The organism is Streptomyces sp. NBC_00704, from assembly GCF_036226605.1.
Lineage (GTDB): Bacteria > Actinomycetota > Actinomycetes > Streptomycetales > Streptomycetaceae > Streptomyces.
The window spans coordinates 7171269-7192526 of the sequence record NZ_CP109000.1 but is presented as its reverse complement, the minus strand read 5'-3'; the positions used below and the strand labels follow the sequence as shown (position 1 = coordinate 7192526).

The window sequence follows — 21258 nt, the reverse complement described above, 5'->3', positions numbered from 1 at the left end:
CGGCGACGCCCCGTCACGGGCCCGCGCGGATCGCGCGCACATCCCGCACATCCGAGGGGTTCCACCCTGGACTTCCTGGACAGGTGTCCCGCTATAGTGGACACCTGTCCAGGAACCAGGGGTCGAGGGAGAACATGAACATTCTGGCGAACGTGCTGGTCGCACTGGTGGCAGCGCTGCACCTCTACATCCTGGTGATGGAGATGTTCCTGTGGCAGAAGCCGCCGGGGATGTCCTTCCACGGCTTCGACGCCGAGCTGGCGAAGCGGACCGCGCCGATGGCCGCCAACCAGGGGCTCTACAACGGCTTCCTCGCGGCGGGGCTGGTGTGGGGGCTGGTCGCGGCCGATCCGACCGGATTCCGGGCGCAGGTCTTCTTCCTGTGCTGCGTGATCGTCGCGGGGGTGTACGGGGCGGTCACCGCGAACCGGCGGATCCTGTTCGCGCAGGCGCTGCCCGGCGCGATCGCCCTGGCCGCCGTCCTGATCGCGCAGTGATCCGCGGCGAGGCCGAGGACCCGCGGGCGGCCCGCACCCGCGCGAAGCTGCGGACGGCGCTGCTCCAGGAATGCGCCGAACGGCCCCTGGAGGAGGTCGGGGTCGCCGCGCTGGTGCGCCGGGCGGGCGTCGGACGGGCCACGTTCTACGTCCACTATCCCGATCTGGAGGCTCTCGCCGTCGACGCGTGCGCGGACGTCGTGCGCGAGCCCGTGGAGGCGCTGCACGCCTGGCGCGGACGGCCGGACCCGGTCCGCGCGCCGGGCGCGCTGGCGGAGTTCTTCGGCTCGCTGGCCCCCCACGCCGCCCTGTACCGCACCCTGCTGGCGCCGGGCGGCGGCGGTCCGCTCGGCCGGGTGCTCCACCGGGATCTGCGGGCCTACAGCCTGCGGGAACGGCAGCGGGCGGGAGCGGCGGACGCGCCCCTGGTCGCCTCGGCCGTCGCCGCGACCTTCGCCGGCGTGCTCGCCGACTGGCTGCACGGCGACCTCGGCGGCACGCCCGCCGAGATCGCGGACCAGGTCTGGCAGTTGCTGGTCGCCCTGCACGCGAGCCGCTGAGAGGGACCAACCCCGGCCGCCGCGGCGACGTACGGACGGGCCTTCCACCGTCGCGGCCGGGCGCTCAGCGGGCCGTCTGGAAGGTCCGGCGGTAGGCCTGCGGGGAGACGCCGATGGCGGTGTGCAGGTGCTGGCGCAGGGACGCGCCGGTGGCGAAGCCGACGCGGGCGGCGATCTGGTCCACGGACAGGTCGCTGGCCTCCAGCAGGTGCCGGGCGTGCGCGACGCGCTGCTGGATCAGCCAGCGGCCGGGACTCATGCCGACCTCGTCGTGGAAGCGGCGGGCGAAGGTGCGCAGGCTCATCCGCGCGTGGGCGGCGAGGTCGGCGAGGGCGAGCGGCTCGTCGAGCCGCTCCATGGCCCAGGAACGGGTGGCCGCCGTGCCGGCCGCTCCGGCCTGCGGCACGGGCTGCTCGATGTACTGCGCCTGGCCGCCGTCCCGGAAGGGCGGCACCACGCAGCGGCGGGCCACCCGGTTGGCGAGTTCGCTGCCGTGGTCCGTGCGGACGATGTGCAGGCAGACGTCGACGCCGGAGGCGGCCCCGGCGGAGGTCAGCACCCGGCCGTCGTCGACGAAGAGCACGTCGGGGTCCAGCTCGACCTGCGGGTGCATCCGGCGGAAGTCGTCCGTCATCTGCCAGTGGGTGGTGGCCCGGCGGCCGTCGAGCAGTCCGGCCGAGGCCAGGACGAACGCGGCGGTGCAGATGGAGACGATGCGCGCCTCGGGACGGATCAGGGCGAGGGCCTCGGCGACCGCGTCCGGCAGGTCGTGCGTCACCCGGTCGGCCGCGACCGGGGCGACCACCACGGTGTCGGCCGTCGCCAGCGCCTCGCGGCCGTGCTCGACGCCGATCGTGAAGTCGGCGTTGGTCCGCACCGGGCCGCCGTCGACGGTGCAGGTCACCACCTCGTAGTGGCCGTCGGCCGCGCCGAAGATGCGGGCCGGGATGCCGAGCTCGAACGGGTAGACGCCGTCGAGGGCGAGGACGACGACGCGGTGCTGGTCTGCGGAGGGCATGGCACGATCTTATCGGATGTTGGCAATCATGCCATTTCCCGGCGGGGCCGGACCGGGCAGGCTGTTCCGCATGAGCACTGAGAACACCCCGCGCACCGGCACGACCATGCGCGTCATCGGTCAGGACGTCCTCGGCGGTCCCGAGGCGCTGAAGCAGACAGAGGCGGAGCGGCCCGCGCCCCGCCCGAACGAGGTCCTGGTCCGGGTGCGCGCCGCCGGCGTCAACCCGACCGACTGGAAGCACCGCGCCACGGGCGGGTTCCTGGGCGAGCCGCCCTTCGTCCTGGGCTGGGACGTCTCCGGCACCGTGGAGGCGGTCGGCGTCGGCGTCGCCGCCTTCGCGCCCGGCGACGACGTCTTCGGCATGCTGCCCTACCCCTTCGGCCACGGCTCGCACGCCGAGTACGTCATCGCGCCGACGCGCGCCCTGTGGCACAAGCCCGAGGGCGTGGACCACGTCCAGGCGGGCGCGCTGCCGCTGGTCTCGCTGACCGCCTGGCAGGCGCTGGTGGAGACCGCCGAACTCGGTCCGGGGCAGCGGGTGCTGATCCACGCCGCGGCCGGCGGCGTCGGCCATGTCGCCGTGCAGATCGCCAAGGCGCGCGGCGCGTACGTGATCGGGACGGCCAGCGCGGGCAAGCACGACTTCCTGCGCGAGCTGGGCGTCGACGAGGCGATCGACTACCGGGAGACCGACTTCGCCGAGGCCGTGAAGGACGTCGACGTCGTCCTGGACACGCTGGGCGGCGACACCTCGGTGAAGTCGCTGGGCGTGCTGCGGCCGGGCGGCATCGTGGTGTCGATCCTGCCGGTGGGGTCGGACGAGTTCCACGAGGAGGCCGAGCGGCTCGGGGTGCGCGCGGTGCGGATGCTCGTGGACGCCGACCGGGCCGGAATGCGCGCGATCGCCGAGCTGGTCGAGACGGGCCGGCTGCGCGCCACCGTCTCGGGGACCTTCCCGCTGGCCGAGGCCGCCGAGGCGCACCGCCTCGGCGACACCGGCCGGACCACCGGCAAGCTGGTCCTCACGGTCGACTGACCGCCCGTCAGGGCCGGGAGTGTGTCCGTGCCCTGCGGCCGGACGGCTTCCCGAGGCAGGACACGGGCTCGCCGCCCGGCCGTCGACCGGTCCTCGGGAGGCGAACGGAACCGGGCCCCGGCGGTCGTCCGGCCGGCCGCCAGGAGACCCCGGCACCGGACCGGCACCGGACCGGCTGTCATGCGGCCGGCCGGCGGAAGGCGACCACCGGCTCCACGGCCGGGCGGCCGGGCGTCAGAAGACGAGGACCGGCTTGACGGTCTTGCCGCTGGTCATGTCCCGCACCGCCCGGTCGATGTCCGTGAACGCGTAGCGGCCGATCAGGCGGTCCAGCGGGAGGCGCCCGTCCTTGACCATCTGGACCAGGGCGGGAATGAAGGTCTGCGTCTCGCTGTCGCCGAGGGTGAGTCCCACGACGCGCCTGCCGCCCAGCAGCCCGTTGACGTCCAGGGCGACCTCGCTGCCGAAGGGCGGTGCGCCGACGACGACGAGGGTGCCGCGGGCGGCGAGCGCGTCGACGCCCCCGCGCAGCACGGCCGTGTTCCCCGTGGTCTCCACGACGCCGTCGGCGCCCTGCCCGCCGGTGATCTCCGCGACGGCGTCGCCCAGCGTGGCGCGGCCTGCGTCCACCGTGTGGGTGGCGCCCAACTCCTCGGCCAGTTCGAGGCGTTCGGCGATCCGGTCGACGGCGACGATCGTGGTCGCCGGAGACAGGGCGGCCGCCATGACGGCCGACAGGCCGACGGCTCCCGCGCCGAGGACGACGACGGTGTCGCCGGCCGCCGGCTTCAGCACGTTCCAGACGGCGCCGACGCCGGTCTGCACCCCGCAGCCCAGCGGCGCGATCGACGCCAGCGGGACGTCGGGGTCGACCCTGACCAGGCTGCGCTCGTCGACCAGCGCCCGCTCGGCGAAGGAGGACTGGCCGAAGAAGTGGCCGCCGAGGACCTGGCCGTCCCGGCTGACGGTGCCGGTACCGTCGGCGCGGCGGCCGCCGAGCAGGTTCAGCGGCAGCCACGCGGCACAGTAGGCGGGGTGGCCGCCCCGGCAGTCGCGGCACCGGCCGCAGGAGGTGAAGGACAGCACGACGTGGTCGCCGGGGACGACGCCGGTGACCGCGGAGCCGACCGCCTCCACCACGCCCGCGCCCTCGTGGCCGAGGACCCCGGGCAGCGGGAAGGGCAGCCCGCCGCCCGCCACGCCGAGGTCGGTGTGACACAGGCCGGCCGCGACCAGCCGGACGACCGCCTCGTGCGGCGCGGGGTCGTCGAGGACGACGTCGGACAGGGTGAAGGGCGCTCCGGCGGACTCGACGACGGCGGCGCGGGTGGTGAGGGGCATCGGTGCGACTCCCTTGTCGGGGGCGGGGGTTCGGGCGGCGGCGGTCAGTCGAGCGAGACGACGACGGACTTGACCCTGGTGTACGCGGCGAGCGCCTCGGGTCCGTACTCGCGGCCGAAGCCGGAGTCCTTGACGCCGCCGAACGGGACGGCGGGGTCGAGCATCGCCCAGTCGTTGACCCAGACGATGCCCGCCTGGAGGCGTGCGGCGACGCGGTGGGCGCGGGCCAGGTTGCCGGTCTGGACGCCCGAAGCGAGCCCGTAGGGCGTGGAGTTGGCGAGCGTGATCGCCTCGTCCTCGTCGTCGAAGGGCTGGACGGTGAGGACGGGGCCGAAGATCTCCTCCTGCACGACGCGGGAGTCGGGGGCGACGTCGGCGATCACGGTGGGCTTGTAGTAGTAGCCGCCGTCGAGTTCGAGCCTTTCGCCGCCGCAGACGATGCGGGCGCCCTCCTCGCGGGCGAGGTCGACGTACTCCTCCACCTTGCGCAGGTGGCGCTCCCCCGCCATCGGGCCGACGACGGTCTCCGGCAGCCGGGGATCGCCGACCGGCACGCCGGGGACGGCCTCGGCGAGGATGTTCAGCAGGGTGCTGTAGACGGGGTGGGCGACCAGCAGCCGCGGGCCGCCCATGCAGAACTGCCCGGTGTTGAAGACGAAGCCCTTGATGACCGCGCCCACGGCTTTCTCCAGGTCGGCGTCCTCGAACACGAGGTGGGCCGCGTTTCCGCCGAGTTCCATGGTGACCGGCTTGAGGTTCGCGCCCGCGACGCTCGCCGCGTGCCGGCCGACGGCCGTGGAGCCGGTGAAGGCGATCTTGTCGACGCCGGGGTGGCGCAGCAGGGCCTCGCCGGCCACCGGGCCCGTGCCGGTGACGACGTTGACCACGCCGTCGGGGACGCCGGCCCGCTGGAGCAGTCCCGCCATGTACAGGGCGCTGAGCGGGGTCTCGTCGGCGGGCTTGTGGACGACCGTGTTGCCGGCGGCGAGGGCCGGGGCGATCTTGGATCCGGCCAGGATCAGCGGGAAGTTGAAGGGGGTGATCGCCGCGACGACGCCGATCGGCTCCCGCCGGGTGTAGGCGAGGGCGTTCATGGGGGTGTCACGGTGTGCGCCGTCCAGGGCGAAGGCGAGGCCGGCGAAGTACTCGTAGTCGTCGGCCGCGTTGGTGACGTCGACGGCGTGCGCCAGGGTGATGGGCTTGCCGACGTCGAGGCTCTCCAGCCGGGCGATGTCGTCGGCCTCCTCGCGGATCAGCCGGGCCACGCGCAGCAGTACGCGGCCGCGCTCACGGCCGCTGAGTCCGGACCAGTGCCCGGCGTCGAAGGCCTCGCGGGCGGCCTGTACGGCGGCGTCCACGTCCGCGGCGCCCGCCTGCGCGACGGTGGTGAGGACCGTGCCCCGGGACGGGTCGACCACGTCGGTGCGCGCCCCGTCCGCGGCCTCTCGCCACTGGCCCCCGACGAACAGCCGGCCGGGATCGATCTCGAAGGCGGTCATGGACGCTCCTCAGCATCGTCGCCAAGATTTCAAATAACAGGTTTCCTGTTGGTCCGCAGTCTCATTACGGACAGGTTTCCTGTCAATGGTCTACGCTTCGGTCCATGGTCGGACCCCGGACACCACAGGCGGCGGCGCCCCCTTCCGCGCCGCACAGGACACCCCCGTCCCTGCTCTACATGGTCAAGCAGGTGGAGCTGGTCGTCCGGTCCCACCTGGACGAACTGGTCAGGCCGTCCGGGATCACGGCGTTGCAGTACACGGCGCTCACCGTGCTGGAACGGCACGACGGGCTGTCCGCCGCCCAGCTCGCCCGGGACTCCTTCGTCACCGCCCAGTCCATCGCCGATCTGGTGCGCTCCCTGGAGGGGCGCGGCCTGGTCCGCCGCGAGCGCAATCCGGGCAACCGACGCGAACTGCTGATCCTGCTCACCGAGGAGGGGCGCGCCCTGCTGGAGCGGCACGCCGGCCCGGTGCGGGAGCTGGAGGAGCGGATGGTCCGGGATCTCACGGGCCGCCAGGCGGAGCAGTTGCGCGCGGCTCTCTCCAAGGCGTGGCACGCCCTGTCGTAACGCTTTGTCCCCCCTTCGCTCACGACGCGAAAAAACTCGGCAAGAGTGGGTTGCATTTCGAAGACATATGTCAATCGAACATGCTGGAATTCACTCCATCGGGGGTAACTTGCTGAGGCGGGGAACTGCTGTGCGCTCCCCGGCCGTTGGAGGCTCCCGACCGGTGGAGCGGGTTGGAGGCGATGTCGTCGTGCAGCTGGAACCCGCGGCGGAGTCCCCGCATCTGCGCATCCGCAGGGACCGGGGATACACGGTGCTGGAGTTCCGCGGCGAGATCGACCTCGTCGCGGCGACGGAGATCGGCCCGCTGCTCGACGAGGCCACCGCCGGCCCCGCGCCGCGGATCGTCCTCGACCTCACCCGGATCGAGTTCTTCGACTGCTCCGGGCTGCGCCTGCTGTACCGGGCGCGCGGCCGGGTCCTCGACCACGACGGCCGTCTGCACCTCGTCTGCGCGCACCCGCTCACGCTGCGGATCCTGCGGGCCACCGGGCTGTCCCGGCTGCTGCCGCCCGCGACGACGCTCGACGCGGCCCTGGAGCGGCCGGGCGCCGCCTCGGGCACGTTATGACGGCGCTCCGAAGCTCCGCCCGCCGGGCCCGGCTCTCCACCCGGCCCTCGCGCGCCTCCGCCTGCCTCTCCTCCCGCTGCCCTCCCCTCCCTCCCCCTCCCCCTCCGCTCCTGCCGCTCCCGTCGCCCCACTCCCCTACTGACCGCGCGCCGCGTCGAACAGGGCGCTGACGGACTCGCCGTTGTGGATGCGGCGCACCGCCTCCGCCAGAGCGGGGGCGATGGACAGGATCCGCAGCTTGTCCGTGTGCTCCTCGACGGGGACCGGCACGGTGTTGGTGCACACGATCTCCAGCACGTCCGGCTGCTCGCTGAGCCGCTTGAGCGCACCGCCGGCGAACAGCCCGTGCGTGCACGCCACCCGTATCGAGCGGGGCTCGGACTCCCTCAGCCGGTCCAGCAGCTCCAGGACCGTGCTGCCCTTGGCGATCTCGTCGTCCAGGACGATGACGTCCCGCCCGGCGATCTCGCCGATCACGGCGCTGATGCTGACCCGGTCGTCGGCGTAGCGCTGTTTGGCGCCCGCCGCCACCTGGGCGCCGATCATCCGGGCGAAGGCGGCGGCCTCCTTGGCGTTGCCCAGGTCGGGTGAGACGACGGTGGTGCGGGAGAGGTCGTAGCGGCGGAAGTGCGCGGCCAGCTCCCGGTGGGCGTGCAGATGGTCCACCGGCATCGAGAAGAAGCCGTGCACCTGCGGCGAGTGCAGCGTCATGGTGAGGACGCGATGGACGCCCGCCGCCGCCATCAGGTCGGCGACCAGCCGTCCGCCCAGCGAGATGCGGGGGGCGTCCTTCTTGTCGGAGCGCGCGTAGGAATAGTGCGGCATGACGACGGTGATCCGGCCGGCCGACGCCCCGCGGGCCGCGTCGCACATCAGCAGCAGCTCCACGAGGTGCTCCTGAACGGGCCGGACCAGGGGCTGCACGAGGAAGACGTCCCGTTCCCGGCAGTTGGCCTGGAGCTGGACCTCCAGGCAGTCGTTGGCGAACCTGCTGAGGCGGGTGGGGCTCAGGGGCACGCCCAGGTGGGCGCAGACCTCGGCCGCCAGTTCGGGGTGGGCGCTGCCGCTGAACACGGAGATGTCTCGCACGGTCGGCTCCTCGCTGATCACGTCCGGCCGGGGGCGGGACCTCTCATGCTACGGACCGCGTCCGATTTGCCCACCCGCGGGAACTCCGGGAGGCTCCCCGCGCCCTCCCGCCCCGGCCCACGTCCTCCCCGCCCGGCCGCCCGGCCCTCCGCGGCCGACCGGCGGGCGCCGCCGGGTGACGCGCGCCGCGCCGCCGTGTCACAGCGCCTCAACAAGGCGGCCTGACACGGGCATTGGCGGGAATCCGGTCAGGAGGAAGAGAGGACCGTCCGCATGACGACTTCGATCGAGCCCACCAGGGAGACCGAGCCCACCCGGCGTCCGCGCGGCCGTATGCCCGGCTGGGCCAAGGCGCTCACCGCCGTCGTGGTCGTGCTCGTCGTGATGTTCGCGGGGATCCGGCTGAGCCTGCTGCCGGGGCTGCGCGACTTCTTCGGCACCGAGACCCACGACCGCTCGGGCCCCACCCTGCTCCAGTCCATCCAGGACATGAGCCGCTACAACGCCGCGTCCGGCAACTTCCAGGTCGTCGTGGACCTGGAGAAGGACGCCAAGTACCTGCCCGACGCGATCCGCGGCACCCGCACCCTGTACGTCGGGGCGGGCACCGTCGACGCCTACGTCGACCTCGGGAAGGTCGGCGACAAGGACGTGACGGTCGACGGCGACCGCACCTCCGCCACCCTCCGGCTGCCGCACGCCCGGCTAGGCAAGCCGGCCCTCGACCCCGACCGCTCCTACGCCGTGTCCAAGCAGCGCGGTCTGCTCGACCGCCTCGGAGACCTCTTCTCCGACAACCCGGGCGGCGAGCAGGCCGTGCAGAAACTGGCGGTCAGGCACATCGGGGACGCGGCGAAGGACAGCGAGCTGACCGCGCGCGCCGAGTCGAACACCACCGGCATGCTCCAGGGGCTGCTGCGCTCCCTCGGCTTCAAGGAGGTGAAGGTGTCCTACGGCTCCTGACGCCCGGACCGCGGCGGGGCGCCGGCGGGCGCGGCCGGGGCCCGTCCGTCCGCATCCCCGGACCGTTCGGGGGTAATCGCCCTACGACTTTCGCAAGTTGAAGACTGGAGGACCGCATGGCCCGTGCAGCGCTACGTCCGCTCGCCGCGTTCCGTCTGCGCACCGCCAAGCCCGCCGCGGGCGGGTCCGGGCCCGGCAGGGCCGACACGGCCGGGCGGGCGCCCACGGGCCGCGGGGCCTGGCGGGCGCGGAAGGCCGCGCGGGCCGAGAAGGCCGGGGAACGGGAGCCCGCGCGCACCGGGCACCGGCCCCTGCCGTTCCCGCTCCGGCTGCTCGCGATGCTGGTGGCCTTCGCCTTCATGGTGGCGTTCGCCGTCGTCCTCGCCCGGATCACCCTGGAGCCCTCGCCCGCGTCGACGGCGCTGGTGCACTCCAACCTGCGTCCCGGCGACTCGCTGCGGGCCTATCTGGACCAGCCGGCGCTGCGCGACGCGGTGAAGCAGATCGGCGGGAACGTGCTGCTCGGCGTGCCTTTCGGGGTGCTGGTGCCGGTCGTCGCGCCCCGGGCGCGCGGGCTGGTGCGCGTGCTGCTGCTGACCGCCGCCGTCATGCTGCTCGTCGAGTTCGCCCAGGGCGCGCTGGTGACCGGCCGCGCCTTCGACATCGACGACGTCATCCTCAACACCACGGGCGCGCTGATCGGCTACCTGCTCCTGGGGCGCCGGGTGAGCCGCGCGGTGCACGCGCGCAGGCAGCGCGCCTGAGCGCGGCCCGGGAGGACGGCGGCGAGGGCGCTCGGGGCGGCGCCGGGCCGGCCGCTCAGTGCGGTTGCCAGGTGTACCGGTCGCCGCCCACCCAGCGGACGTCGTCCGGGTCGTCCAGGTCGTGGACCGTGATGCCGTAGGCGGCGGCGATCTCGAGGACGTCGGTCACGTCCCTCGCCTCGCCGACCACCTCTCCGTCGATCTCCACGATGCGGAACGGCGCGGGGCCCGGCTGCACCCCGAGCACCATGATCCGCGGCCGGGAGATGCGGAAGCCTGCGATTTCGGTCATGACATAGAGGGTAGAGCGGAACCGCTCGGGATGAATCACTGTAATTTCACCCATTCCGATTCCCCGGAGCGCGGTCGGCGCCGCTCGTCGTGCGGCCGGGAGCCGGGTGGGGAACTCTGGAGCCAGGAGGTGGCGATGGATCCCGTCGAGGCGCTGGACCGGATCGCCTTCCTGCTGGAACGGTCCCTGGCCCCGACCTACCGCGTACGGGCCTTCCGGACCGCGGCGCGGGTGCTCGCCGAGCTGCCCCCGGCGGAGGTCGAGCAGCGGGCGGCGGCCGGGACGCTGGAGTCGCTGAAGGGCGTGGGCCCCAAGACGGCGCAGGCGGCACGCGAGGCGCTGGCCGGCCGGACACCGTCCTACCTGGAGAAACTGCGGGAGGAGGCGGGCGGTCCGCTGACCGACGGCGCGGGCTCGCGGCTGCGGGCCCTGCTGCGCGGCGACTGCCATCTGCACTCCGACTGGTCCGACGGCGGGAGTCCCATCGAGGAGATGGGGCGCGCGGCCGCGGCGCTCGGCCACGAGTGGGCCGTGCTCACCGATCACTCGCCGCGCCTGACGGTGGCGAGCGGGCTGTCCCCCGAGCGGCTGCGCCGCCAGCTGGACGTGGTCGAGGAGCTGAACGCCGGCTGGGCGCCCTTCCGGCTGCTGACCGGCATCGAGTGCGACATCCTCGACGACGGGTCGCTGGACCAGGAGCCCGAGCTGCTGGAACGGCTCGACGTGGTCGTGGTGTCCGTGCACTCCAAGCTGCGGATGGAGTCGCGGGCGATGACGCGGCGCATGGTGAACGCCGTGCGCGACCCGCACGCCGACGTCCTCGGCCACTGCACCGGCCGGCTGGTGACCGGACGCGGACGGCCCGAGTCGGAGTTCGACGCGGACGAGGTGTTCGCGGCGTGCGCCGCGTCGGGCACCGCCGTGGAGATCAACAGCCGGCCCGAGCGGCTCGACCCGCCGCGCCGGCTGCTGCGCCGGGCCGTCGAGGCGGGCACGCTCTTCTCCATCGACACGGACGCCCACGCGCCCGGCCAGCTGGACTGGCAGATCCTGGGCTGTGCGCGGGCCGAGGAGTGCGAGGTGCCCGAGGAGCGGATCGTGAACGCCTGGCCGGCGGACGACCTGCTGGCCTGGACGCGGGAGGGCCGGACGCCGGCGGGCGTGACCGGCCCGTGAGGTGGTACCCGGCGGAATCGCTCAGAGGTACGCGCGCGTACCCGGGAACGGAGAGAGGACTCAGATGACACGCGCCGCCGTGTTCGACGTCGACGGCACCCTCGTCGACACCAACCACCTGCATGTCGTCACCTGGTGGGAGGCCTTCCGGCAGGCGGGCCACCGGGTGCCGATGCACGCCGTGCACCGGGCCGTCGGGCTCGGGTCCGACGACCTGGTCGCGCACCTGCTCGGCGACGACCGGGACAAGGACGAGGACGCCGCGCTCAGCGACGCCCACACGGTCCTCTACGCGCAGTACTTCGACCGGCTGCCCGCCCTGCGGGACGCCGGGTCGCTGCTGCGCCGGCTGCACGAGGACGGCTGGACGGTCGTGCTCGCCACCTCCGCGAGCGGGCCCGAGCTGTCGGCCCTGCGCGCCGCCATCGACGCCGACGACGTCATCGCCGCGACGGCCGGCGCGGACGACGTGGAGGAGGGCAAGCCCGCGCCGGAACCGGTGCGGCACGCGCTGGAGCTGGTCGGCGCCCCTGCCGAGCGGGCCGTGTTCGTCGGCGACACCGTGTGGGACATGCGGGCCGGCCGCCGGGCCGGGGTGCGCTGCGTGGGGCTGCTCAGCGGGGGCATCCCGCGGACCGACCTGGTGGAGGCGGGCGCGGAGGCGGTCTACGACGACCCGGCCGACCTCCTGGCCTCCCTGTCGTCGAGCCCGCTGGCGTGAGGTGACGGAGGTCACCCCATGACGCGGCGAACGGGGGAACACGCAAAGGTAGTTACCCGTTGAACCAACCGTGGGTGTGGACGGGACAGTGTCCCCGGGCCTCACCTTCTGCCCACAGGGACGATCGTCCGGCTGAAGCCCTGTGGAGCGTCTCGCCGAGAGGCGACCGCCGTCCGCACCCACGCACAGACCGCCCCGACCGTGATTCCCCCGTCCGGTCGGGGCTTCCCTCTGTCCGGCCGCGCCCGCCGCTCGCGGCCGGACCGGCCGGTCGCGGCGCGCACTTGACCTCGAGCGCACTCCAATTCGTAGCGTCGTCGACATGAGCACTGCACAGCACAAGATCGGTTCCGGATTCGACGCCCACAGCACCGCCGACGACGTCCTCGCCGGCATCGACCTCGGCGGACAGCTCGCGATCGTCACCGGCGGCTACTCCGGGCTCGGGCTGGAGACCACCCGCTCGCTGACCAGGGCCGGCGCGCACGTCGTCGTCCCCGCCCGCCGCCCGGACGCCGCGCGCGAGGCCGCCGCGGGACTCGACCGCGTCGAGGTGGACGAGCTGGACCTCGCCGACCTGGACAGCGTGCGCGGCTTCGCCGACCGCTTCCTCGCCTCCGGCCGCACCGTCGACCTGTTCATCGGCAACGCCGGCGTCATGGCCTGCCCCGAGACCCGCGTCGGCCCCGGCTGGGAGGCCCAGTTCGCCACCAACCACCTCGGCCACTACGCCCTCGTCAACCGGCTGTGGCCGGCGATCGAGCCCGGCGGGGCGCGCGTGGTCTCGGTGTCCTCACGCGGCCACCACTTCTCCGGCATGCGCTGGGACGACGTCCACTGGCAGCGCGGCTACGACAAGTGGGAGGCGTACGGCCAGGCCAAGACCGCCAACGCGCTCTTCGCCCTCCACCTCGACCGGCTCGGCCGGGACCGCGGCGTGCGGGCCTTCTCGCTGCACCCCGGCGGGATCATCACGCCGCTCCAGCGCCACCTGCCCAAGGAGGAGATGGTGGAGCGCGGCTGGATCGACGAGGACGGCAACGTGATCAGCCAGCCCGGATTCAAGAGCCCCGAGCAGGGCGCGGCCACCCAGGTCTGGGCGGCGACCTCGCCGCAGCTCGCGGGCATGGGCGGCCTCTACCTGGAGGACTGCGACGTCGCCGAGCCCGCCGTCGACGGAGACGTCCGCTCGGGCGTCAGGGACTGGGCGACGGACCCCGGGCAGGCCGCGCGGCTGTGGGAGCTGTCCGCCGAACTGACGGGCGTGAACGCCTTCCCCGCCCAGCCCTCCCGGGCATAGCCCGCCCCGCTCCCCCGCCGCGCGCTCACGTCGCCCGTGCTCGCGGCGCGCCCGGCGGGCGTCGATCGCCCCGGGGGTCGTGCGCCGGGGACGGCGGCCGCGTGCGCCGGTGCGGGCCGGGTACTCGGTCGGCTCCCCCAGGACCCCGAGAGGAGCCGATGGTGAGCAGCGCAACGGGCAGCAGGATCGTGGTCACGGGCGCCACCGGCAACGTCGGCACGAGTGTGGTGCGGCGTCTGGCGGAGGATCCGGACGTCGCCTCCGTCCACGGGCTGGCGCGGCGGATCCCGGACCGGCCGCCGTCCGGATCCGAGTGGACGGCCGTCGACCTGGCCTCGCAGCGGCAGGATCTCGCGGCGGTGTTCCGGGGCGCCGACGCCGTGGTGCATCTGGCGTGGGCGTTCCAGCCCACGCACGACCCGGCGACGACCTGGCGCACGAACGTCCTCGGCAGCCTGCGCGTCTTCGACGCGGTGGCCGCCGCACGGGTGCCCGTCCTGGTCCACGCGTCGTCGGTGGGCGCCTACTCGCCGGGCCCGAAGGACCGGCCGGTGGACGAGTCCTGGCCCACGCACGGCTGGCCGGACGCCGCGTACTGCCGGGAGAAGGCCTATCTGGAACGCGTGCTGGACGCCTTCGAGCGCGACCGGCCGCAGACGCGCGTGGTGCGGATGCGGCCGGCGTTCCTGTTCAAGCGGGAGTCGGCGAGCGAACAGCGGCGCATCTTCGGCGGCAGGTTCCTGCCCGGCCCGCTCGCCCGGCCCGAACTGCTGCCCTTCCTGCCGGACGTCGCCGGTCTGCGCATGCAGGCGCTGCACACCGACGACGCCGCCGAGGCCTTCCGCCTGGCCCTGCGCACCGAGGTGCGCGGAGCGTTCAACCTGGCCGCGGAGCCGGCCGTGGACGTGCGGCTGCTCGGTGAGATGTTCGGCGCCCGGCCGGTGCGGCTGCCCCGCACGGCGGCGCGCACGGCGCTCGCCGCGGCCTGGAACCTGCGCCTCGTGCCCGCCTCGCCCCACCTCTTCGACGCCGTCCTGCGGCTGCCCCTGATGGACTGCACCCGGGCCCGCGTGGAACTCGGCTGGCGCCCCGAGCACACGGCCCCCGAGGTGCTGGAGGAGTTCCTCCTCGGGCTGCGCGAGGGAGCGGGCGCGCCCACGGCCCCCCTCCACGGCCGCAAGGCGAGCTGACCGCGAGCACGGCGGCGGGCCGGCGCACCGCGATGGCAGCCGTGTCCGGCCCGCACCCTCGGGCTCGGGGCTCCCGGGCTCGGGGCTCCCGCCGGGGCCGCCCGTGTGCGGCCGCGGGCGTCAGGCGTCCTGGGCCGCCCGCGCGTTCCTGCGCCGGCGTTGCGGTTCCACCGTGTACGTCGGGTCCTCGGCCGAGGCGACGCCCGCCGCGAAGACGCCGAAGCGGGTGCAGGCGAAGCCGGCGAGGAGGGCCAGGAGGTCGGCTTGAACACGCGGAGCATGTTCGCGAAGCGGGCTGGCCGGCCCAGGTCGTGGACCAGGGCGGCGGCCGAGAGGGAGACGGCGGTCAGCGAGGACGCCTTCAGGGCGGTCGCGGTGGTGGTCCGGCCGGGTGGTGAGCTGACGCAGGACGGGCCAGGAGCGGGCCCGGTCGGCCATGCCCATGATGGCTGCTCGGGGGTCAGGCGGTGGGCTCTTCGGGCTCGGGGCTGTCCGACCGGCCGTCGCCCGCGTGGGGGGCGCCCCGCGGGCCCGTCCCGGCCTCGTCGGTGTCGGGGACGTCCTGGGCGGCCCCCTGGTCCTTCCCGGACTCCTCGGACTGCTCGGGCTGCTCGGGCTCGGCGACGTCCCACCGGTCGTCGCCCCCGTCGGCCTGCTGGTCCGGCAGGTCGCGCGGTACCGGGGCGCCGTTCCCGCCGGGGCCCTGGAGTCGCTGTTCCGCCACGACGTCCTCCTCTCGCGGTCGCACCGCGCCGGACGCGGGCGACGTCACCGGACGACGTTCGTCCGGGCGACTCGCGAGTACCTCCCGCACGCGCGCCGAAACGCCGTACGCCGGGCCGCACCCCTGCGCCGGGCGCGGTCCGGCCGTCCGGAGGCCGGTTCAGCGGGGGGCGCGGTCCTCCAGGACCGTGCGCCAGGCGGGCGCCGGGCCCGCGGGGGCGGGCTCGGGACGCCGGCCGCCGCGGCCGAAGAAGTCGGCGAGCGGCAGGATCGCCGCCCCCACGGTGACCGCGTCCGGGCCGAGCCGGCCCAGTTCGACGGTGACCTTCTGGGCGGGGTGGCGCAGCGCGTACGCGGTGGCGTGGCGGCGCACGGCGGGCAGGAAGCGGGCGCCCAGTTGCAGGCCGGCCCAGCCGCCGATGAGGATGCGCTCCGGCTGGAAGAGGTTGATCAGGTCGGAGAGACCCGCGCCCAGGTACTCGGCGGTCTCCTCCAGGACCGCGAGCGCGACGGGGTCCGCCGTCCGGCCCGCGCCGAGGGCGCCCGCGCCGTCGTCGACACCGGGTCCGCCGGGCGCCGCTCCGGCACCGGCCGCTCCGCCGCCTTCTGCCCCTCCGTCGTGTTCTGCCCCACCGTCGTGTTCTGCCCCGCCGTCGTGGCCGGTCCCGTCGCCGTCCGGTGCGGGCGGGGGGTAGGCGGCGGTGAGCATCGCGGTCAGCGCGGTCTCCTCGTCGACGCCCTCGGGGGGCCGGCCGCCCTGCTCGCGCCAGCGCTCCAGCAGCGCTTCCGCGCCCGCGTACGCCTCCAGACAGCCCAGGGCCCCGCAGCGGCAGCGGCGGCCCCGCACCCGTACCGTCAGATGGCCCCACTCGACCGCCCGGCCGTGCTCCACCTCCGGGGTGACCAGACAGGCGCCGACGCCGGAGCCGAAGAGGACGACGACCGCGCTGTGCGCGCCGCGGCCGCCGCCGAACCACATCTCGGCCTGGCCCAGCGTCTTGGCGCCGTTGTCGATGAAGTACGGCACGCTCTCCGGCAGCAGGGCGCTCTCGCGCAGCAGCGCCTCCAGCGGGACCGCGTCCCAGCCGATGGTCTGGCCGTGCACGACGGCGCCGCGCTCGGGGGTGTGCTCGACGATGCCCGGGACGCCGACGCCGATCCCGAGAAGCTGCTCGGCGGCGACCCCGGCGCTCGCGAGCACCTCGGCGACGCCGTCGCGGACATGGCCGACGATCCCGTCGACCTCGTACCGGCTCTGCTCCAACGGCCTTTCGGCGCGGGCGAGTTCGGTGAGCGTGAGGTCGAACAGCTCGATGCGCACCCTGGTCTCGCCGACGTCCACGCCGATCATGTGGCCGCTGCCGGGGGCCACCCGCAGCAGGATGCGGGGACGGCCGCCGTCGGAGTCGACGCTGCCGGCCTCCTCCACCAGTCCGTCGGCGATCAGGTCGGCGACGACGTTGCTGATCGATCCGGAGCTGAGACCGGTGGCCGGCCCCAGCTCGAATCGGCTGAGGGGCCCGTCGAAGTAGAGCCGTTGCAGTACGGCCGTACGGTTGGCCCGCCTCAGGTCGCGTACCGTGCGCCCGTTCCGCCCCGTCATGTCGCTCCCCTCCGAGCCCTGCCCGACCTGCAACATACCTCCGCGGAAGGGTGTGCGCGACATTCTCCAACCCTTAGTTCAGGCTGTGAGCTAAGAGAGATCCGCATCGGCGATCCCGCCCGGTGCCGCGAGCGGCTCCGGGGACCGGATGGCCGCCCACGCCCGGGACGGCATGGCGCGCTCGTCGAAATCCACTGGCTTCCCCCCGCTTCAACTATCTACCCTAGGTTGAAACCTAGGGGCCCTAGGTTATCTGTGCGGGCGACCTGGATCGCCCAGACCGCCCTCGTCAGGAGAGACTGCCATGAAGCCACTCGACGAACGTGCCATCCGCCGTTCCTTCGTCAACTGTTCCAAGGGGGAGGCCGCGCGGATGGCCGTCCCGCGCGATCTCGACCGGATGCCCTGGGACGACCTGGACTTCCTCGGCTGGCGTGATCCCGGCGCGCCCGACCGCAGCTGTCTCGTCGTCGAGCGGGACGGCGCTCTCGTGGGCGTCGCCCTGCGCTTCCCGTCCGCGCGGCGCACGCTCACGCACCGCAGCATGTGCTCGCTCTGCCTGACCACCCACCCCGGCGGCGGGGTCTCGCTGATGACCGCGCGCAAGGCGGGCGCCGCGGGCCGGGAGGGCAACTCGGTGGGGCTGTACATGTGCACCGATCTCGCGTGTTCCCTCTATCTGCGCGGCCGGAAGCCGCTGGAGCCGGGAGCCCGCTTCGAGGAGAGCCTGACGCTGGAGGAGCAGATCGCCCGCACGACGGACAACCTGTCCGCCTTCGTGGACAGGCTGTACGCCTGACCGGCCCTTCGGCGGCGGCCCGGCCCCGGCGGCCGTACGGGGCATCGCGACCCGTGGCGGGCGGTCGCGGGACGGAAGAGACGTTCGAGGCCGCCGTGGAAGGGGAACGGGTCTGGGGATGCAAGAAGTACGTCAGCGTGCGGCGCCGCTCGTGCGGCTGGTGCGGCGCCATCGGGAACCCGTCGTCCTCCAGGCTCTGCGGTCGGCCGCCGCGGCCTCGCTCGCCTATGTCGTCGCGCTGCGCCTGAGCCCCGAGGCGCTGCCGCTCACCGCGCCGCTGACGGCGCTGCTGGTCGTCCAGGTCACCCTGTACGCGACCCTCACCAACGGCGTCCGCCGGGTCACCGCGGTGGTCGCCGGCGTCGTCGTGGCCATCGTCTTCAGCCTGCTGGTCGGCCTGACCTGGTGGAGCCTCGGCCTGCTGATCGTGGCCTCGCTGGGGGTGGGGCACCTGGTGCGGGTCGACGAGTACGTCCCGGAGGTGGCGATCAGCGCCATGCTGGTGCTGGGCGTCACCACCGTCGGGGACACGGCGTGGGCGCGGGTGGTGGAGACGCTGATCGGCGCGGGCGTCGGGCTCGGCTGCAATCTGCTGCTGCCGCCGCCGGTGTGGGTGGAGGAGGCCGGCGAGTCGATCGAGGGGCTGGCCAGGCGGCTGCGGCAGCTGATGCTGCGCATCGGCGAGGAGGCCGCGGGCCGCACCCCGGCCGAACAGGCGGCGGCGCGGCTGCACGAGGCCCGGCGGCTGGACCACGACATCGTCGAGGTCGACGCGGCCCTGCGGCAGGCCGAGGAGAGCCTCAGGCTCAATCCCCGCGTCCGGGAGGGGCTGCTGCACCGCGTGGTGCTGCGCACCGGCCTGGACACGCTGGAGATCTGCACGGTCGTGCTGCGGGTGCTCGCCCGGTCCCTCACCGACCTCGCCAAGGAGCGCGAGCCGCACCCGCTGTTCCCGCCCGCGACCGGCGAGGTCGTCGAGCAGGTGCTGTCCGAGATGGCCGACGCGGTGGTCAGCTTCGCGGTGCTGGTGACCACGCACGTCAGCCTGAACGCGGACGCCGCCGAGGCCCGGCTCACCGCCGAGCTGCGGCAGGCCGCCACCACCCGCGACAAGCTGGCCCAGCTGCTGCTGGAGCAGCTCCAGCACGACGCCCGCCAGTGGCAGCTGCACGGCGCGGTGCTGACCGAGGTCAACCGCATCCTCGACGAACTGGACACCGAGCACCGGTCCCAGCGGCTGCTGGAGGAACTGGACCGCAACAGCCGGGAGCAGCGTGAGCGCCGGCCGTGGCTGTACCGGCTCAGGAGGCGGCTGCGGGCGCCGGGCCGGCTGCGCCGGAAGCGGTCCGAGGCCGGCCGCCGCGCCGAGTGACGCGGCGGCCGCTTTTGCGCGCACCGGCCGGTCCGGGTCAAGGTGGCTGTCACGGCGGAGGCGTACGACGACCTGAGGTGCGGGCATGGACAGTGGGACGGGCACGGCACGGCGGGAGTCCCCCGGCCCGCCGGGAGACGGGCGGCGGCGGCAACGCTGGACGAGGCGCCGTCTCGTCGGCGCCCTCGGCGCGATCGGCGGCGCCGCCGCGGCGTCGGCACTGGCCGGGTGCGGCGGCGACGGGGGCGGCGGTCCGGCCGCCTCCGAGGAGGCGCGGCGGGGCGCGCCGCCCTCGCAGCCGTCGTCGTCCGCCGCCCCGCGGGCCTCGTCCGACCCCTCGCCGGGTCCGTCCGGGGTCCGTCCGCTGTACCTGGGCACGTACACCTCCACGGCGGGCGGCGGGAAGGGCATCGGCGTCGCCGCGTACGACGGCGCGTCGGGGCGGATCACAGGGAAGGGCACGATCACCGGAGTGCCGGACCCGTCCTACCTGGCGGTGCATCCGGACGGCGCGACCCTGTACGCGGCGGACGAACGCGAGCGGGGCGCGGTGACCGCGGTGCGGCTGTCGGACGGGAAGGTGCTGGGCAGCCGGGCCACCGGCGGGGCCGCCACCTGCCATCTGTCGGTCCATCCCGGCGGGCGGTGGCTGCTGAGCGCGGACTTCGGCTCGGGCACCGTGGCCGTGCACCCGATCGACGCCTCGGGGGCCGTCGGCGAGCGCGCCGACCTGGTCCGGCACAGCCGTCCGGCGCCCCGGCCGGGCCAGCGGGGGCCGCACGCCCACCAGTTCGTCACCGCTCCGGACGGCCGGCACGTCCTGGCCGTCGACTTCGGCACGGACACCGTGTACAGCTACCGGCTGGACGACAGGACGGGCGTCCTCACCGAGGTCGCCCAGGCGCACACCCGGACGGGCGCCGGTCCGCGTCACCTCACGTTCCATCCCGGCGGCCGGCACGCCTACCTGGCGAACGAGGCCGACGACACGGTCGCGGTGTGCGCGTACGAGCCGTCGAGCGGGCGGCTGACGGTCGGGCGGCCGCAGTCCACCGGGGCGAAGGCGGGCGTCAACTACCCGGCGCAGCTGGCGGTCACGCCGGACGGGGCGTTCGCCTTCCTCGCCAACCGCGGCGACAACACCGTCGCGCGCTACGCGGTGGAGGCGGCCGGCGGCCGGCTGCGGCTGCTCGGCACCACGCCGGTGGCGGGCGACTTCCCGCGGCAGATCGCCCTGTCGCCGGACGGCGCCCTGCTGTTCGCCGCCAACCAGCGCTCCGGCACGGTCAGCGTGTTCCGGGTGGACGGCGCGAACGGCGGACTCCGGCTCGCGGGCGGGCCGTTCGCCTCACCGGTCGCCGTCTGCGCGCTGCCGTTGTAGGGCTCGGGGGCAGGCCGCGGCGGTCGCCTGACCGAGCAGGACGTGCACCCGTTCGGTGAGCCGGCCGACGTCGTCGGCGGGGGCGTGGAAGGGCAGCCGGACGTCGCCGTGGGCGCGGGCGCGTTCGACGCGCAGCGTCAGCCCGTGCCGGTCCACGGCGAGCGGCTGCACCCGGACGGCGCCGTGCAGGACGTCGGGCGGGACGAGCCGGGTGAGCCGTTCCACCGCGTCGGGGTGGGCGTCGGCGAGATGGGTGAGGAGCCGGGCCTCGGCGGCGGCGAGGGGATCGGGCCGGGCCTGCGCGAAGTCGTCGAGGTCGACGACGACCGCGCCGGAGGGCGGCGCGAGGACGATGCGGGTGGCCCGGAAGGCGAGGCGGTCGCCCTCGGGGGTGAACCAGCCGGCGAGCCAGAGCCGGGCGCGCACCCGGTGGCGCACCGGGACGGGCGCGACGTCGGCGAACTCCAGCACGGCGGACGGCTCGCCGCGGGGCGCGCACAGCGCCGCCGTGAGCAGGGCGCTGTCCTCGGGCACGCGCAGGGCCACCCGGCCGTCGTCGTCGACGGTGTGGGCGCCGACGAACTCCTCGCGTCCGCCGTTCGCGGTCACCGCGCAGGACCACGCGGTGGCGAGCACCGAACGGGCCCGCTCGGCGGCGGCGGGCGCCGCGGCCCAGCTCTGGCTGTCACCCATCCTGAATCCTCCTAAGGTAAGGCTTGCCTAACCTATAGGAGTTCCGGGATCACGCCAACCACCACCACCGTCCACGGCTACGGATACGCACACGG

The 21258-nt window shown here is 74.4% G+C and carries 23 protein-coding genes; 14 read left to right on the top strand and 9 right to left on the bottom strand.

The window, feature by feature from the left end; genetic code table 11:
* Nucleotides 1–134 precede the first annotated feature (134 nt).
* Complete coding sequence (locus tag OG802_RS31250) at nt 135–497, top strand: DUF1304 domain-containing protein (RefSeq protein ID WP_329415944.1); 363 nt, start codon at nt 135–137, stop codon at nt 495–497.
* Complete coding sequence (locus OG802_RS31245; RefSeq protein WP_329415942.1) at nt 494–1057, top strand: TetR/AcrR family transcriptional regulator; 564 nt, start codon at nt 494–496, stop codon at nt 1055–1057. Before OG802_RS31250 ends, OG802_RS31245 begins: the two co-directional genes overlap by 4 nt.
* Nucleotides 1058–1121: 64 nt before the next feature.
* Here OG802_RS31245 and OG802_RS31240 read toward each other — a convergent pair whose 3' ends face one another.
* Entirely contained in the window at nt 1122–2075 is a 954-nt protein-coding gene (locus OG802_RS31240) for a GlxA family transcriptional regulator (RefSeq protein ID WP_329415940.1), read from the bottom strand.
* 70 nt (nt 2076–2145) lie between these two features.
* On the opposite strand from OG802_RS31240, the gene OG802_RS31235 reads away from it, so the two are divergent.
* A complete protein-coding gene (locus OG802_RS31235) occupies nt 2146–3114 on the top strand; it encodes an NADP-dependent oxidoreductase (RefSeq protein WP_329415938.1) in 969 nt (322 codons plus the stop codon).
* A gap of 234 nt (nt 3115–3348) precedes the next feature.
* Here OG802_RS31235 and OG802_RS31230 read toward each other — a convergent pair whose 3' ends face one another.
* Nucleotides 3349–4455, bottom strand: a complete 1107-nt coding sequence (locus OG802_RS31230) for an NAD(P)-dependent alcohol dehydrogenase (protein ID WP_329415937.1) — start codon at nt 4453–4455, stop codon at nt 3349–3351.
* Nucleotides 4456–4499: 44 nt separating this feature from the next.
* On the bottom strand, nt 4500–5954 hold the full coding sequence (locus OG802_RS31225) for an aldehyde dehydrogenase family protein (RefSeq protein ID WP_329415935.1): 1455 nt from the start codon (nt 5952–5954) through the stop codon (nt 4500–4502).
* A 104-nt stretch (nt 5955–6058) separates the two neighbouring features.
* Between OG802_RS31225 and OG802_RS31220 the strand changes: the two genes are divergently transcribed.
* Both OG802_RS31220 and OG802_RS31215 read left to right on the top strand, forming a co-directional pair.
* The gene (locus tag OG802_RS31220; RefSeq protein ID WP_443055406.1) at nt 6059–6526 is read left to right on the top strand and encodes a MarR family winged helix-turn-helix transcriptional regulator; all 468 of its coding nucleotides are present in this window, start codon (nt 6059–6061) and stop codon (nt 6524–6526) included.
* Nucleotides 6527–6716: 190 nt separating this feature from the next.
* A complete protein-coding gene (locus OG802_RS31215) occupies nt 6717–7097 on the top strand; it encodes an anti-sigma factor antagonist (protein ID WP_329415933.1) in 381 nt (126 codons plus the stop codon).
* A gap of 135 nt (nt 7098–7232) precedes the next feature.
* Here the strand turns inward: OG802_RS31215 and OG802_RS31210 are convergent, their stop codons facing one another.
* The gene (locus OG802_RS31210) at nt 7233–8186 is read right to left on the bottom strand and encodes a ribose-phosphate diphosphokinase (RefSeq protein ID WP_329415931.1); all 954 of its coding nucleotides are present in this window, start codon (nt 8184–8186) and stop codon (nt 7233–7235) included.
* A gap of 273 nt (nt 8187–8459) precedes the next feature.
* Between OG802_RS31210 and OG802_RS31205 the strand changes: the two genes are divergently transcribed.
* Entirely contained in the window at nt 8460–9149 is a 690-nt protein-coding gene (locus OG802_RS31205) for a DUF4230 domain-containing protein (RefSeq protein WP_329415929.1), read from the top strand.
* 116 nt (nt 9150–9265) lie between these two features.
* Nucleotides 9266–9913 (top strand): VanZ family protein, encoded by a 648-nt coding sequence (locus OG802_RS31200; protein WP_329415928.1) that lies wholly within the window; start codon nt 9266–9268, stop codon nt 9911–9913.
* A 55-nt stretch (nt 9914–9968) separates the two neighbouring features.
* Here OG802_RS31200 and OG802_RS31195 read toward each other — a convergent pair whose 3' ends face one another.
* Nucleotides 9969–10205: a hypothetical protein gene (locus OG802_RS31195; RefSeq protein ID WP_329415926.1), complete on the bottom strand. Its 237-nt coding sequence runs from the start codon at nt 10203–10205 to the stop codon at nt 9969–9971.
* Between the two features lie 135 nt (nt 10206–10340).
* Between OG802_RS31195 and OG802_RS31190 the strand changes: the two genes are divergently transcribed.
* From OG802_RS31190 to OG802_RS31175, 4 genes are all read left to right on the top strand, one after another.
* Entirely contained in the window at nt 10341–11381 is a 1041-nt protein-coding gene (locus tag OG802_RS31190) for a PHP domain-containing protein (RefSeq protein WP_329415924.1), read from the top strand.
* Between the two features lie 64 nt (nt 11382–11445).
* Entirely contained in the window at nt 11446–12102 is a 657-nt protein-coding gene (locus OG802_RS31185) for an HAD family hydrolase (RefSeq protein WP_329415922.1), read from the top strand.
* Nucleotides 12103–12424: 322 nt separating this feature from the next.
* Nucleotides 12425–13402, top strand: coding sequence for an SDR family NAD(P)-dependent oxidoreductase (locus tag OG802_RS31180; RefSeq protein WP_329415920.1), 978 nt, complete (start codon nt 12425–12427; stop codon nt 13400–13402).
* A gap of 161 nt (nt 13403–13563) precedes the next feature.
* On the top strand, nt 13564–14592 hold the full coding sequence (locus tag OG802_RS31175; protein WP_329415918.1) for an SDR family oxidoreductase: 1029 nt from the start codon (nt 13564–13566) through the stop codon (nt 14590–14592).
* Nucleotides 14593–14712: 120 nt separating this feature from the next.
* Here OG802_RS31175 and OG802_RS36045 read toward each other — a convergent pair whose 3' ends face one another.
* The 3 genes from OG802_RS36045 to OG802_RS31160 all read right to left on the bottom strand — a co-directional run bounded on the left by OG802_RS36045 (nt 14713) and on the right by OG802_RS31160 (nt 16918).
* Nucleotides 14713–15036, bottom strand: a complete 324-nt coding sequence (locus tag OG802_RS36045; protein WP_443055405.1) for a hypothetical protein — start codon at nt 15034–15036, stop codon at nt 14713–14715.
* A gap of 16 nt (nt 15037–15052) precedes the next feature.
* Entirely contained in the window at nt 15053–15316 is a 264-nt protein-coding gene (locus OG802_RS31165) for a hypothetical protein (protein WP_329415916.1), read from the bottom strand.
* A 159-nt stretch (nt 15317–15475) separates the two neighbouring features.
* Nucleotides 15476–16918, bottom strand: a complete 1443-nt coding sequence (locus OG802_RS31160) for an ROK family transcriptional regulator (protein WP_329415915.1) — start codon at nt 16916–16918, stop codon at nt 15476–15478.
* Between the two features lie 304 nt (nt 16919–17222).
* On the opposite strand from OG802_RS31160, the gene OG802_RS31155 reads away from it, so the two are divergent.
* The 3 genes from OG802_RS31155 (at nt 17223) to OG802_RS31145 (ending at nt 20470) form a co-directional block, all read left to right on the top strand.
* Nucleotides 17223–17717 (top strand): FBP domain-containing protein, encoded by a 495-nt coding sequence (locus tag OG802_RS31155; RefSeq protein ID WP_329415913.1) that lies wholly within the window; start codon nt 17223–17225, stop codon nt 17715–17717.
* 118 nt (nt 17718–17835) lie between these two features.
* Complete coding sequence (locus OG802_RS31150; RefSeq protein WP_329415910.1) at nt 17836–19089, top strand: FUSC family protein; 1254 nt, start codon at nt 17836–17838, stop codon at nt 19087–19089.
* Nucleotides 19090–19174: 85 nt separating this feature from the next.
* Nucleotides 19175–20470: a lactonase family protein gene (locus tag OG802_RS31145; RefSeq protein ID WP_329415908.1), complete on the top strand. Its 1296-nt coding sequence runs from the start codon at nt 19175–19177 to the stop codon at nt 20468–20470.
* On the opposite strand, the gene OG802_RS31140 is transcribed toward OG802_RS31145, so the two are convergent.
* Nucleotides 20438–21163, bottom strand: coding sequence for a DUF2470 domain-containing protein (locus OG802_RS31140; protein WP_329415907.1), 726 nt, complete (start codon nt 21161–21163; stop codon nt 20438–20440). The genes OG802_RS31145 and OG802_RS31140 overlap by 33 nt on opposite strands.
* Nucleotides 21164–21258: the final 95 nt, after the last annotated feature.